At 69.9% G+C, this 13,724-nt stretch carries 10 protein-coding genes and 2 pseudogenes; 3 read left to right on the top strand and 9 right to left on the bottom strand.

The window, feature by feature from the left end:
• Positions 1 to 141: 141 nt before the first annotated feature.
• From CIB93_RS33135 to CIB93_RS39285, 3 genes and pseudogenes are all read right to left on the bottom strand, one after another.
• Positions 142 to 807 (bottom strand): response regulator transcription factor, encoded by a 666-nt coding sequence (locus CIB93_RS33135; RefSeq protein ID WP_096632315.1) that lies wholly within the window; start codon positions 805 to 807, stop codon positions 142 to 144.
• Positions 804 to 2,114 carry a sensor histidine kinase gene (locus CIB93_RS33130; protein ID WP_096632314.1) on the bottom strand — a complete coding sequence of 437 codons (1,311 nt, stop codon included), beginning with the start codon at positions 2,112 to 2,114 and terminating at the stop codon, positions 804 to 806. The genes CIB93_RS33135 and CIB93_RS33130 overlap by 4 nt, the downstream gene beginning before the upstream one ends.
• 49 nt (positions 2,115 to 2,163) lie before the next feature.
• Positions 2,164 to 2,425: pseudogene (locus CIB93_RS39285) on the bottom strand (hypothetical protein); the annotation flags it as partial.
• A 242-nt stretch (positions 2,426 to 2,667) separates the two neighbouring features.
• On the opposite strand from CIB93_RS39285, the gene CIB93_RS33120 reads away from it, so the two are divergent.
• Positions 2,668 to 3,234: a GNAT family N-acetyltransferase gene (locus tag CIB93_RS33120; RefSeq protein WP_096632312.1), complete on the top strand. Its 567-nt coding sequence runs from the start codon at positions 2,668 to 2,670 to the stop codon at positions 3,232 to 3,234.
• 140 nt (positions 3,235 to 3,374) lie between these two features.
• Here the strand turns inward: CIB93_RS33120 and CIB93_RS33115 are convergent, their stop codons facing one another.
• The 6 genes from CIB93_RS33115 to CIB93_RS33090 form a co-directional block, all read right to left on the bottom strand.
• On the bottom strand, positions 3,375 to 4,979 hold the full coding sequence (locus CIB93_RS33115; protein WP_179500328.1) for a type IV secretory system conjugative DNA transfer family protein: 1,605 nt from the start codon (positions 4,977 to 4,979) through the stop codon (positions 3,375 to 3,377).
• A 1-nt stretch (position 4,980) separates the two neighbouring features.
• The gene (locus tag CIB93_RS33110; RefSeq protein ID WP_096632311.1) at positions 4,981 to 6,408 is read right to left on the bottom strand and encodes an ATP-binding protein; all 1,428 of its coding nucleotides are present in this window, start codon (positions 6,406 to 6,408) and stop codon (positions 4,981 to 4,983) included.
• Between the two features lie 117 nt (positions 6,409 to 6,525).
• Positions 6,526 to 8,076 carry an SCO6880 family protein gene (locus CIB93_RS33105; protein ID WP_096632309.1) on the bottom strand — a complete coding sequence of 517 codons (1,551 nt, stop codon included), beginning with the start codon at positions 8,074 to 8,076 and terminating at the stop codon, positions 6,526 to 6,528.
• Complete coding sequence (locus CIB93_RS33100; protein WP_179500327.1) at positions 8,073 to 9,440, bottom strand: hypothetical protein; 1,368 nt, start codon at positions 9,438 to 9,440, stop codon at positions 8,073 to 8,075. Before CIB93_RS33100 ends, CIB93_RS33105 begins: the two co-directional genes overlap by 4 nt.
• Entirely contained in the window at positions 9,430 to 10,302 is an 873-nt protein-coding gene (locus CIB93_RS33095) for a hypothetical protein (protein WP_096632308.1), read from the bottom strand. The genes CIB93_RS33100 and CIB93_RS33095 overlap by 11 nt, the downstream gene beginning before the upstream one ends.
• Before the next feature lie 181 nt (positions 10,303 to 10,483).
• Positions 10,484 to 10,792 (bottom strand): hypothetical protein, encoded by a 309-nt coding sequence (locus CIB93_RS33090; RefSeq protein ID WP_003968086.1) that lies wholly within the window; start codon positions 10,790 to 10,792, stop codon positions 10,484 to 10,486.
• Between the two features lie 635 nt (positions 10,793 to 11,427).
• Here CIB93_RS33090 and CIB93_RS33085 point away from each other — a divergent pair.
• Complete coding sequence (locus CIB93_RS33085) at positions 11,428 to 11,844, top strand: hypothetical protein (protein WP_257002473.1); 417 nt, start codon at positions 11,428 to 11,430, stop codon at positions 11,842 to 11,844.
• Positions 11,841 to 13,680: pseudogene (locus tag CIB93_RS33080) on the top strand (alpha/beta hydrolase). The gene CIB93_RS33085 and the pseudogene CIB93_RS33080 overlap by 4 nt, the downstream one beginning before the upstream one ends.
• Positions 13,681 to 13,724 lie beyond the last annotated feature (44 nt).

Here is a 13,724-nt window from a genome sequence, read left to right as displayed (position 1 = left end):
AGCTAAGCCTTTCAGCGCCGATGGTACTGCAGGGGGGACCCTGTGGGAGAGTAGGACGCCGCCGAACAATTTTTCCGGGAAAGCCCCGTGCCTTGTGGCACGGGGCTTTTCTGCGTTCCGGGGAGGGCAGGCCCTCCTCTCTCACGAAGGCGTGACCAGGCGGGTGTCGTACGCCAGGATCACCGCCTGTACCCGGTCTCTCGCTCCTGTTTTGGCGAGGATGCGGGTGACGTGCGTTTTCACGGTCGACTCGGCCAGGTGCAAGCGGGTGGCTATCTCCGTGTTGGACCAGCCCTGTCCTATGACGGTGAGGATTTCGCGCTCTCGTTCTGTCAGCGCGTTGATGCGGGGGTCCTGCGGGGCTTGGGCGTCGGGGGCGGTGGGGAGGTGGTGGACGTACGCGTCGAGCAGGCGGCGGGTGAGGCTCGGGGCGACCACGGCGTCGCCCGCGGCCACCGCGCGGATGCCGGACAGGAGCTCCTCCGGCAGGGCGTCTTTCACCAGGAAGCCGCTGGCTCCGGCGCGGAGGCCGTCGTACGCGTACTCGTCGAGGTCGAACGTCGTCACGATGAGGATGCGGGTGCGGGCCCCGGACCTGACGATGCGACGGGTTGCTTCGATGCCGTCGAGGCCCGGCATACGGATGTCCATCAGGGCGACGTCCGGCTGGTGGCGGGCGGTCAGGTTGACGGCCTCGGTGCCGTCGGCCGCCTCACCGACGACCGTCAGGTCGTCCTGGCTCTCCAACAGCATGCGGAAGCCGAAGCGTTGCATCGGCTGGTCGTCCGCGATGAGTACGGTCGTCACGGGTGGGTGTCCTCCAGGGGGAGGCGGAGGCGTACCTGCCATCCGCTGTGTTCAGGCAGCGGGCCGGCTTCGACGGTTCCGCCGTAGAGAGCCGCGCGTTCCCGCATGCCCATGATGCCCTGGGCCCGGATCGGCGGTTCCTTCCCACGTGTTGAGGTGGTGGCGCCGGTGTCGGTGACTCGGGCGTCGATGTGCGTACGGGTGTGGGTGAGCGTCACCGTCGCGGACAGGGCTGTGCCGGTGGGCGCGGTGGCGTGCTTGAGGGTGTTCGTGAGGGCCTCCTGAACGACCCGGTACACGGTCAGTTGGCGGCCCGGCGTGAGCGCGGAGGCCTGCGGTTCGCCATGGAGTTCCGGGCCGTGGAGTTCCAGGTGGACGGGCAGCCCCGCGCGGCGTACGCGTTCGATGAGGGGGGCCAGTTCGTCGAGCGTCGGCTGAGGGGTGCGCTCGGCGTCGGGGTGGTCGTCGCGGAGGACGTCAAGGAGGCGGCGGAGTTCGGAGAGGGCCTGCCTGCTGGTGGTGCCGATCGCCTCCAGCGCCTGTGTCGCGCGTTCCGGGCTCTTCCGGGCCGCGTACGCGCCGCCGTCCGCGAGGCCCGTGATGACGGACAGGTTGTGGCCGATGATGTCGTGCATCTCCCGGGCGATACGGGTGCGTTCGGCGGCGGCGGCGAGGCGGGCCTGCTGGTCGCGTTCGTGCTCCAGACGGTGGGCGCGTTCGACCAGGGCCTCGGTGTACTCGCGGCGCGTCCGTACCGCGATGCCCAGAAGGGCGACGAAGACGAACCCCCATACGTAGGAGACGACTTGCCGGTCCCAGACGCCGGGAATGCCGACGGCGCCCGCGAGGAGCGGGGCGCAGAAGACCAGGGCCGCGGTCCCGAGCGTACGGAGGGGCGAGCGCAGGGCGATCTGGAAGACCGGGATCAGCTGGAGCAGGGCTGCCTGGACCACGGCCCCCGTCCAGATGTTGACCAGGGATATGGGGGCGGACAGCAGGAGCACGGTCATCGGGTGCGTGCGGCGCCACAGGAGCGGGAGCGAGAACCAAAGGCTCATCAGCAGCACCAGCGGTTCGGGTGCGGTCACGTCGCGTGCGACGGTCCGCCAGCCGCCGGAGGTGTAGTCGAGTACGGCCGCCACCGTCCAGAACGCGGTCACCGCGGCGTCCCAGACCCGTGGCCGACGTCGGTCGAAGGCGCGGAGACGGTCCAGCGCGCCGCGGATGGCCCGGGTGAGCGGGGCCGTGGTCGTGAGCGGGGCCGTGGCGCTGTGAGGGCTCTTGCCGGGGTGGTGGTCGTCCGTCACCTGTCTCTTCTTCCTGCTCTTTCGTCTGCCTTCGCCGCTTGGGCTCAGGCGCCCCGGCGGCCTGGGTGGGAAAGTACCGGACGGCCTGCTCGACGGTCTCGTACGGGAGCATCCCGAGGACCTCGGGGAGGAGCATGACCTCGCCGGTGACCGCGTCGATCGCGCCGGGTACCGAGCGCAGGGGGCGCCGCGGCCCGGGTACCGAGCGCAGGGGGGGCGCCGCGGCCGAGCGCCGGCAGGTTCAGCAGGGTGACCCCTGTCACCGTGCCTGCCACGGCGTGCGGCATGCCGGGGTCGGTGAGGGAGGCTGCCGGGGCGGACGGTGAAGTCGAGGTCCTGGACGACGGTTCGGTCGCCGTACCGCGTGGTGAGTCCGTATGCCGTGTTCATACCGTCGACGCTATGGAGCGGGCCGGTGGCGGTCGTCCGGCCGGGGGGCGGGACGTGGGACGGGGCGTGGTACCCGGGTACGACGGCGTGTGGCGGTGACCAGGGGGCGGGGACTGGGGTTTAGTCGGTTGAAGCGGGGGAGAGCGGGGGTGAGGATCGGGACATGGACTATGTGATGCGTGCGGTGCGGGCCGAGGAATGGCCGCTGGCCAGGCAGCTGCGGCTGGATGCCCTGAAGGACCCGGCGGCTCCCGTGGCGTTCCTGGAGACGTACGAGGAGGCGGTGGTGCGGACCGATGCCTTCTGGCAGGACCGTACCGCTGCGGCCGCCGAGGGCAGGACTGTGCGGCAGTTCGTCGCGGAGTCGCCCGAGGGGGTGTGGGTGGGCACGGTCACCGTGCTCGTCGAGCGGACGGAGGACGATGTGCGCTTCGGCGAGGCCCCGGCGGTGGACCAGGGGCACCTGGTCGGTGTCTTCGTCCGGCCGGAGGCGCGGGGGACCGGAGTGACGGACGCGTTGTTCCGGGAGGCCGTCGACTGGGCCTGGTCGCTGTCGGCGCCCCGGTTGGAGCGGGTGCGCCTGTACGTCCACGAGAACAACCCGCGCGCCGCGGCGTTCTACCGCCGGTTCGGGTTCGTACCGTCCGGGCAGCGTATTGCGGCGCCCGGTGGGCGGGGGGAGTGGGAGTTGGAGTACGTGATCGAGCGGGGGCGGGGCGGGGGTAGGTAGGCCGTTGGCCCCTCTTGGTTCGGATGGGGCCGGGGGGTGCGGTTGGTTTCTGTTCGTGTAGATGGTGCCGGGGGGTGTGCGCCGTTGGTTTCTGATCGTGTGGATGGGGCCCGGGGTGTGTGCGGTTGGTCCCTGTTCGTTCAGATGGCGCCAGGGGTGTGCAGGTGTTGCTGCCAGCGGGCCCGGCCCTGTTCGCGGGAGCGGAGCAGGGCGACGGTGGGCATGCCCAGATCCTGGCCCTTGGCCAGCAGTTCGGGGAGCTGGGGGAGCGGGGCCACGGCGGCCACGTCGTCCAGGACCAGCGTCATTGGTGGGTCGAGCCGACCGTCGGATGACCGTGCGGCCATGCGACGGCCGTGCTCGACCACGTGCGAGGCCAGCGCGGTGAGGAGGGGCATCGCGCCGGGGCGGGTACGGGGATCCTCGATGGGTTCGCCGACCAGATAGAGCGTTCCCCCCTCGCGGGCAAAAGATTCCAGCGCGGCCGAATCCGATCGGTTTGCCGTGCAGGCCTCGCGGATGTGCACCGAGGAGAGGGCCGAGAAGGCCCGTACGTTCAACTCCTGCGCCACTTCGCGCCGTTCCGGATAGGCCGTGAGCGCGGACTCCAGGAGCCCGGCGAGTCCGGATGCGGCCTTGGGGTGCGTACGGAGGAGGCGTACGGGTTCGTGGGCGGCGGCCCCGGAGGCCCAGCGGGCGACCTGGCGGAAGGGGCGGCCGTCCACCGCGGCTGCGTGCAGCCAGCACTGAAGGAGTGTCTGCGCTGTGTCGGCCACCGCCGCGTCGATCCTGGCCTGCGGGCGGACCGGGGCGAGGAGCGCGGCCGCGCGGCCGGCGGCGGTGTCGGGGTGCTCGCAGCCTGCGGTGGGCGGCCAGTGGAGGCGGGCGGGGGTGTCGCAGAGGTGGCCCGGGTCGTAGACGAGGGCCGGGCCGAGCTTGGCGCGGGCGTCCTTCGTCTCGGCCCAGACCGTGGGGTCCGAGATGACGACGAGGGCGGGTCCCTCGGCGTCCTGGATGGCCTGGACGACGGTGGGGCGCCGGGCGGGGGCGGGGGCGTAGACGAGGAGGGGGGTGCGTGGGGAGGGGAGCGAGAGGGGTAGATGTGGGGGTGGCTGGTGTGTCGCCCGGGGGGTTGCCCGGCGTGTTTCCCGCTCTGTCGGGTGCGATGGTGGTTGTGGTTGAGGTGGCGTTGCGGGGGTCTTCGTCAGCGGGGACTCGTGCATGTTGTGGGGCTGCTCGTGCACGTCGTGGGGTTGCTCGTGCACGTTGTGGGGCTGGTGGAGCTCGTGAGGCTCGTGAGGTGTTCCGTACAGGCGCTCCTCGCGGCGCCGTTCCCGGACGACTCTCCAGCGGGCCACGGAGCCCAGGACGAAGACCGTCAGCACCACCAGCACCATCAGCTCGCCGATGAACAGGCCCCAGAAGAGGCCGTATCCGGAGAGCTGGGACGGGGGCGTGTAGGGCCAGGCGGCAGGGAGGTCCTGCGGGGCCGTGGCCAGTTCGCGCAGAGCGAGGGGAGTTCGGGTGAAGGCGACGCCGTTCGGCCAGGAGCCGTGGGCGAGGAGGCCGGCCAGGCCGGTGGCCGTCCAGGCGAGCACGGTCGTCGCGAGCAGGAGGCCGACCAGCCCGACCAGCAGGCCGTCGGGGATACCACCGGTGCGGGGCTCCTCGTGGCGGGGCTGGGGGCCGCCGTGCCGACGGCCCCGCTCCGGTGCCGGTCCCTGTCCTGCTGCCTGGCGTGCCATGTCAGGCCACCGTCGACCGTGACGACTCGTTCATGTCGCTCATCCGTTGCTGGTTCTCGATCCGGGCCGCGCGCTGTTCCGCCTCCAGCTCCGCGGCGCGGATGTCATCGGGGAGCTGGTCGTCCGAGGAGCCCTCGGTCATGGCGCGGTCGGTGAAGACGAGGGGGCGTTCGGCTTCGGTGATCAGGTGTTTGACGACCTGGACGTTTCCGTTGACGTCCCAGACGGCGATGCCGGGGGTGAGGGTGGGGATGATCTCGACGGCCCAGCGCGGCAGGCCGATGACCCGGCCGGTCGCTCTGGCCTCGTCCGACTTCTGGGCGTAGATCGTGCGGGTGGAGGCCATCTTGAGGATGGCTGCGGCTTCCTTCGCCGCTGCTCCGTCGACCACGTCGCTGAGGTGGTGGACGACCGCGACGAAGGAGAGGCCGAGTCGGCGTCCGAACTTCAGCAGGCGCTGGAAGAGCTGCGCGACGAAAGGGGAGTTGATGATGTGCCAGGCCTCTTCGACCAGGAAGATGCGCTTCTTGCGGTCGGGCCTGATCCAGGTGTGCTCCAGCCAGACGCCGACGATCGCCATGAGGATCGGCATCGCGATCGAGTTGCGGTCGATGTGCGAGAGGTCGAAGACGATGAGGGGCGCGTCGAGGTCGATGCCGACGGTGGTGGGGCCGTCGAACATGCCGCGCAGGTCGCCGTCGACGAGCCGGTCCAGGACGAGGGCGACGTCCAGACCCCAGGCCCGTACATCGTCTATGTCGACGTTCATGGCCTCGGCGGACTCGGGTTCGGGGTGGCGCAGTTGTTCCACGATGTCCATCAGGACCGGCTGGCGTTCGGTGATGGTAGCGGTCACGTAGGAGTGGGCGACCTTGAGCGCGAAGCCGGAGCGCTCGTCGAGGCCGTGGCCCATCGCGACTTCGATGATCGTGCGGAGCAGGGCGAGCTGGCCCGTGGTGGTGATGGAGGGGTCGAGAGGGTTGAGTCGGATGCCGCCGTTGAGGGCGGCGGTCGGGTCCAGGCGGATGGGGGTTATGCCCAGCTCCTGGGCGATGAGGTTCCATTCGCCGACGCCGTCCTCGCCCTGGGCGTCCAGGACGACGACCTGGCGGTCGCGGAAGCGGAGCTGGCGCAGGACGTAGGTCTTCTCCAGCGCGGACTTGCCGTTGCCGGACTCGCCGAGGACGAGCCAGTGGGGGGCGGGGAGCTGTTGCCCGTACAGCTGGAAGGGGTCGTAGATGTAGCCCTTGCCGCTGTAGACCTCGCGGCCGATGATCACGCCGGAGTCGCCGAGGCCGGGGGCGGCGGTGGGGAGGTAGACGGCCTGGGCCTGGCCCGTCGACGTACGGACGGGGAGCCGGGTGGTCTCCACCTTGCCGAAGAGGAAGGAGGTGAAGGCATCCGACAATGCGGACAGGGGGTCTCGCATGGGGTGGGTGCCCTCTCTTGTTGCGGGGGTGGTGGGGTGCGTCTTTGTCGGGGTGGGGCGGGCGTCAGCTTCTTCTGGGGCCTGGTCGGTGCCGGACCCTTCGGGGCTTGGCCGGCGTCAGCGGCGGATGCCTGTGGCGAACGGGAGTGTGTTCACGATGGCGCGGTGGTGTTCGCGGTCGCACCACTCCAGCTTGAGGTAGGACTTGCCGGCCGAGGCGCGGATCGTCCGCTTGTCGCGGGCGAGTGCCTCGGGTGAACGCGAGGACACCGTGATGTACCCCACCAGGTTCACTCCGGCAGCGCCGCTGGCGAGATCTTCACCCCGCTGGTCGAGTCGGCCGTGGGCGGCGATGTCGCGGGGGTCGACGGTGCGGTTCATCTTGGCCTGGCGGCTGGCCTCGGCGTCGTCGTTGGTCTTCTCGGTAAGCATGCGTTCGATGGCCACCTCGGTGGGTTCGAGGTCCATGCAGACGGCGACCGTACGGATGACGTCGGGGGTGTGGACGAGGAGCGGGGCGAGGAAGTTGACGCCGACGGGGGTCATCGGCCACTCCTTCACCCAGGCCGTGGCGTGGCACCAGGGAGCACGGGTGGTGGACTCGCGGGTCTTGGCCTGGAGGAACGTGGGCTCGACGGCGTCCAGTTCGGCGGGCCAGGCGTTGCGCTTGGTCATGGCCTGGATGTGGTCGATGGGGTGGTCGGGGTCGTACATGGAGTGCACGAGGGAGGCCAGGCGGCTCTGGCCGAGCGGCTGGCGGACCCGGATGTCGGCCTCGGCGAGACGGGCGCAGATGTCGGTCAGCTCGCGGGCCATGACGACGGCGAGGCCGGCGTCGCGGTCGAGTCTGCGGCCGCCGTGGGGGCGGGCGGCGCGGGCCATGGCGTTGGCCTCGGCGGCGAGCTCGCGGCTGTAGTGCATGCAGGCGACGAGGTAGGCGCGGTGCTGCTCGCTGGAGGTGGAGACCATGGACTGGAGCTGGTCGTAGGAGTCCTGGAGCCAGCCGGGGGCCGTCCTGTCGCCGCGCTGGGCGACGTCCTTGGCATGGGCGTCGGGGTCGGCGGGGAGGGTGCGGGCGAGCATCTGGAGGCGGGTGACGAAGCCGTCGCCGTTGGCCACGTGCTTGAGGAGGGTGCCGAAGCGGTCGACCAGGGCTTCCTGGTCCTCGCTGTCGCGGAGGCCGACGCCGGGGCCCTCGATCTCGATGGCGGCGGTGACGGTGCGCCGGTCGGCGTGGAGGAGTACGGCGATCTCGTCGGGGCCGAAGGGGGCGGCGAGCCAGCTGATCCGGCCGATGCCGGGGGGCGGGCCGATCTCGACCTCGCGGCCGTCGGCGCTGACGCCCGCCTCCATGGCGCCGGAGCGGTAGGCGGTGCCGCGGCGCAGGGACCGCTTGAAGCTGCGGTTGATCTCGAACCACTTGTAGAACGTCCGGTGCTTGTACGGGACGTACACGATGGCGAGGGCCAGAAGCGGGAAGCCCACGAGGCAGACGATGCGGAGGGAGAGGACGGGGACGAGGAGTCCGCTCATCATGCCGAGGAACGCGCCGGCGATGATCAGGGCGATCTCGCCGGTCTCGCGGTTCTTGCCGACGATCGCGTTCGGCCGGGCGCGGCCGATGAGATACGTACGGCGGGGCGTCATCGTGTGGGACTGGGTCGTCAACGCCCTCCACCTCCTGTGCTCGGGTTACCTGTACTGCCGGAGCCAGCGCCTCCGCCTCGGGAGGAGCGGCTGCTGTGGGGGGTGCTGGAGGCGGGGGCGGAGCCGCCGCTGCGGGGCGGGGGTGCGGCGGAGGGGACAGATCCGCCGCCGACCCCGCTCCCGCCGCCGCCTCCGCCGGAGGTGCGGGAGCTGTGTGCGGCGACGCCGCCGCTGGCCGGGTTGGCGGGGCGGCCTCCGCCGGAGCTGTTCTGGTCGTTGCGGCCGCTGTGGGTCTTGATGCCCTGGGAGACGAGGGCGGCCGGGGAGCTGATGAGGGCGGCGGCCTGGGCGCCGTCGGTGGCCTGCTTGCGGTTGGTGCGGGCGCCCTGGATCTCGTCGCCGAAGCCGGGGACGAAGCGGTAGATCATGGCGGAGGCGAAGATGGCGAGCAGGATGATGGCGAGGCCGGAGACGACGGCGGAGAAGGCGTCGGGGCCGTCGTTCGCGGAGAGCGCTCCGGCGAGGCCGAGAACGATGACGATGACGGGCTTGACCATGATCACCGCGATCATGATGCCGGCCCAGCGGCGGACATGGCCCCACATGTTCTTGTCGACGAGACCGGCGTAGACGACGATGCCGAGGAGCGCGCCGACGTAGAGCAGGGCGGCGCGGATGACGAGCTCCAGCCACAGGATGCCGGCGGCGAGGATCGAGACGAGCGAGACGACGATCAGCATGATCGGGCCGCCGCCGATGTCCTCGCCCTTCTTGAGGGCTTCGGCGAACGAGCCGAAGAAGACGTCGCTCTGGCCGCCGGTGGAGGAGGCGATGACCTCGGTGACGCCGTCGGTGGCGGAGACGATCGTGTAGAGGATCAGGGGGGTGAAGGCCGAGGCGAGGACGGTGAGCCAGAGGAAGCCGACGGCCTCGGAGATCGCGGTGGTGAGGGGGACGCCGCGGATGGCGCGCTTGGTTACGGCGAGGAGCCAGAGGACGAGGGTGAGGATGGTGGAGGCCGCGAAGATGACGGCGTACTGCTGGAGGAACTTGGGGTTGGTGAAGTCGACGTTCGCCGTGGACTCGACGGCCTCGCTGAGCTTGCCGACGATCCAGGCGGCGGCGTCGGCGCAGCCTCGGGCTAGGGAGGAGAGGGGGTCGAGGGCGTCGGTGGGGGGGACGTCCTGGGTGCGGGAGGTGGCGCCTTCGCCGCCTTCGCAGTAGTCCTTGGCGGGGCCACGGATGAGGTCGCAGGGGTCGTTGCTGGTTTCGGGAGACGGTGTGGGGTCACCGTGGGCGTGGCTCGCGAAGAGAATGGCAGTGGCTTGAGTACCGGATAGGAGTGCTGCGAGAGAGCGCCCCCGATGGGATCGCTTATCTGGCATAGGTGAACCCTCCGAACTGCTTCACCGCATCCGCCATTTCTTCGGCGGAAGACGCCGCTTGGTCGCGGCCGACTGGGACGGGGCCGTCCTTCTGCTGGAAGTCGGAGACCTTCCAGTCGTCTTCGACCCATGCCAGCTCGTAGGTGGTCGTGTACCAGCTCTCCGACACGGGGTTCTTGGAGCCTTCACCAGCCAGGCCGAACAGGGCGGAATACCAAACAGCGACGGTTGCGGTGTCACCGGTGTACTTCTCCACCTTGGTGCCTACGGGGTTGGCACGTGAGATGAAGGTAAGTCCGTCGGGAGCACTGCCGTCTGGGTTCAACCCGATGTTCGCGAGGAAGGACTTCCCTGAATAGACCTTGTCCAGGTCGTCCTGGCGCGCTCTCGCCACGTCCGGCGCGTAGACCGCTTCGGAGATCTCCCGGCGCCGCTCCTTGATGAACATGCCGTCAGATACGAGGGCTACGGAATAGTTCGCCGCCGCGCTCTGCGCCCCCTGCTCGTCGTGGGCGAAGCCGGAGGCGATGGTGCCGTTCTTGCCCTGGACGGGCTTGGTGCCGGTGGGCGCGGTAGGGGCGCTGCCTGCGGTTCCGGGGTTCTTCGTGCCGGAGGAGGCGTTGTCGTCGCTGCCACCGCCCCGGTTGGCGAAGGCGATGGCAGCGATGAGGAGGACCACGACGCCGGTGATCGTGACGAGGGAGCGGGAGTTCCGGACGGGGCGGCGCGTGCCGGGGTGGCCCGCGTCGCCGTCGGGGAGACGGGTGCGGGTCTGGCGGGTGCCGCCGAGGGTGCTGTACGGGTCGTCCGAGCGGCCCGCCTGGTCCTTGCCGCGGTAGTCGTGCTCGTCACCGGGACTCATGCCGCGTTCGCTCCCTCGGTCGTGTGCAGATCCGCGCAGGACGACGGTAGCTTTGCTGGTTGCCGCGTGAGCGCGGTGGAGTGACTCGACATCAGGGAAACGCAACCTCAGCCGGTGGGCGCGACGGGCGGATGGTGGGGAGCGGGCTGGGACGGCCCGGTGCGGGATGGCCGACGGTAGGTCAGACGGCCATTCCGTACACGATGGTGAACAGGGTGCCGAGGGAGCCGATGATGAAGACCCCGGTCAGGCCTGCCACGATCAGCCCCTTGCCCTGTTCCGCGCTGAACGTGTCGCGGAGTGCCGTCGCCCCGATGCGCTGCTTGGCCGCGCCCCAGATCGCGATGCCGAGGCAGAGGAGGATGGCGATCGCCATCACCACCTCGATCATGATGCGTGCCTCGTTGCCCAGCGTCCCGAACGGCCCCCAGTCCGGGGCGATTCCGCCGATGATGGTGGTGATGTCGCCCTTCTCTGCTGCCAGGATCATGTAAGTCACCGCCCCTGTTGGGTAGTTCGCCGCCTGTGCCGTTCTGGCACGGGTCGCCCTCTATCTTCGCTGATGAAACCGCGCTCGTACGACGCCTTCCGGGTCTCTTTACCCGGATCTCGCACGCTTGACCGGGGCGGCCACCCTGACCTGCGGCTCGTCCCGGATTCTTCACGCATATGCCTGGTTACTCTGTGTATCACGGGCTGTGACCGGGAGCAACGACGGTGGCCATGGGTTCCTGATGCGGTTGCAGCGTTCGTGGGGTATGGCGTGTTCGTATGCGCCCTTCGAGAGCCGCTGATGCGCCGGTCGGCATGTGATCCCGGGCGGGCGGAGTCGCCGCCTCGTACCGGTGGTCTGCGTCCCGCCCCCTCCGTTCGGGTGAACTGCGCGGCCCGGCGGGAACGGTGCTGTGGTCGGTTCGTGGGCCGGGAAACACCGTACGAGCGGTGTACGGGGCTTGCGCGCTGCGCTGTTGACCGGCGGCATGTCGGGGCCTGCGGATTTGGCACAGTGCCGCCGGTCGGCGATCAGGAGATGGGGCGAGCGGCGTGAGTGAAGTCGGTGGCGTGAACGGTGCGGGTGGAGCGTCCGCCGGCGGGCAGCCTGACGGGGTATCGGGGCCGGCCGGAATGGGGGGACCTGTCGGGCCGGTGGCGCCGGGCTGGGTCGGCCCCGCGGTGCCGGACTGGGCGGTCGGACCGGTCGGCGGGGCAGGGGGCGGAGGTGGGGATCTGCGGCACAGCGATGCTCCGTGGGTACGGGCCGCCGGGAGCACCGATCATCTGGTCACGCATCTCGGGCCGGTCAAGGGTGAACTGGAGACCGCGCACCAGGGCCTGACCGCCGGGGCCGGGGCGCTGGCTTCGCTGGCGGAGTTGAGTTCCGTACGGGACTCGTGGGAGCGGCGGCTGGAAGCGGCGCGCGGTGAGTGCGGGAGCCTCGCCGGGAAACTGCGGGCGGTCGCCCGTTGCCAGGCCGAGGTCAACGAAGTAGTGAGGAGCGGCTTCGACCAGGTGAAGACCCAGAGCTGTGGCGGGGCGCGGTGAGCGGGCGGGGTGGCGCGGGCGGCGGTGCGGGTGCGGTGGGTTCCCCGCTGACGTGGGCCGCGTTACGGGATGTGAAGTGCGCCGAGCTGGAGGAGGCCGCCGATGGGTGGGGCCGGGTGAGTAACCGCGCCGATGCGGCCCGGGACCGTATCGAGGGCCAGATCCTGCCCGGACTGCGTGACACGCAGAAGGGGGAGGCGGCGGGGGCGGCTCTCGGGCGGTTGCGTCGGCTGGGCATGAACTTCCAGTACATCTATACGGAGTGCGGGCTGCTGCGGACCACGCTGAACAGCCTGGCCCATGAGATCCAGGCCCAGCAGCGGGTGTTGCAGGGGGCGCTGGACGAGGCGGCGGCGCTGAGGTTCACGGTGCACCCGGATGGTTCGGTGACGTATCCGGCGGCGGGGGAGGGCCTGGTCGAGGGGAAGCCGTTGGCGGGCGGTACGGCGACCGGGGTTCCCAATCCGGGCATGGTCACCCCTTCCGGCCTGGCCGCGCCCAACCCGCACGCGGGCAGGGCTCAGGACATCGCGGACCGGGTGGCGCAGGCGGTGCGGACGGCAACAGATGCGGACTGGCGGTACACCAGGATCCTGCGGTCGCTGAAGGCCCACGGTGGCCTGGGCGTCCCGGCCGCGACGTGGACGGACGCCGCGGCCGATGCGGCGGCGGTGAGGCAGGCGGCGAGGAGCTACTTGGAGAACGCGATCCCGCACGATGCGACTCCGGCCGAGCGCAAGAAATGGTGGGACGCGCTGACGGACGAGCACCGCGAGGAGTACCTCGCGGTGTACCCGGATCTGATCGGCAACCTGGACGGCATTCCGGCCCTGGTACGGGATGCGGCGAACCGGGACAACCTCCAGTTGCTGATGGGGAAGCTGGAGGGGCGGGACGACGAGGACGCGGTGACCAAGCTGGCCGCGCTGCGGGAGATCGACCGGCAGTTGCGGGTGGTGCCGAAGGCGGGGGAGCCGCCGATGTACTTGCTGGGGATCGGGGATCGGGGATCAGGGGAATGGGCGGGCGATTGTCTCGTACGGGAACCCGGATACGTCGAGGAATGTGGCGGCTTATGTCCCGGGGTTGAATACGTCGTTGGATGAGGAATTCGCCAAGGGCGACCTGAAGAGGGCACGTGACACGGCCGTAGCTGCAAGAGAAATTGACCATTCCACTGCGGCGATCGTCTGGCTGGGGTATGACGCGCCTCAGAGTCCGGACGGGCTGAGCAGCCTGGCTGTTGCCGGCACCGAAAGGGCGGAGACCGGCGGCCGAGCTTTCCATGGATTTATGTCGGGACTGGAGGTATCGAACGACCACGGTGATCCGCACATGACGGCTATCGGGCACTCCTACGGATCCAGAACGGTCGGAGCGGCCACGCAGCGAGGTGACGGGATCCCTGGGGTCGATGACATCGTCCTGGTTGGCAGTCCCGGCGTTGGCGTGGACCGTGCAGAAGATCTCAAGGTGGGAAGGGATCACGTATTTGTTGGCGCTGCGGAAAACGACGTGGTGACCCACCTTCCTTCGAAGGAGAAGGGGGTTCTCGCGGCAGCGGGGAGCGCGCTCGGGCCGGCAGGATCCATTGTTGTGGATGCGGTCCATCCGGGAGGCAGTGATCTTTGGTTCGGCAGGGACCCGGCAAGTGAGGACTTCGGTGCGCGGCGCTTCGCCGTGGATCCAGGGCCACCGCTGGTCGGGCTTGGCCGCGTTTCGATCGAGGCGCATTCGCAGTATTTCGACCCGGAGTTGGACTCCGCGTCGGCAGACAGTATTGCGATGATTACCGCGGGGCGTGGCCATCAGGTCAAGCAGGAGAGTGCGCGTTGATGCGTCTGCTTAACGCCGTTCTGACTGTCGGATGTATTGGTCTA

It is taken from the genome of Streptomyces sp. WZ.A104, from assembly GCF_002382885.1.
Taxonomy (GTDB): domain Bacteria; phylum Actinomycetota; class Actinomycetes; order Streptomycetales; family Streptomycetaceae; genus Streptomyces.
The sequence above is the reverse complement of the archived record's forward strand: the minus strand, read 5'-3'. Positions and strand labels throughout refer to the sequence as shown.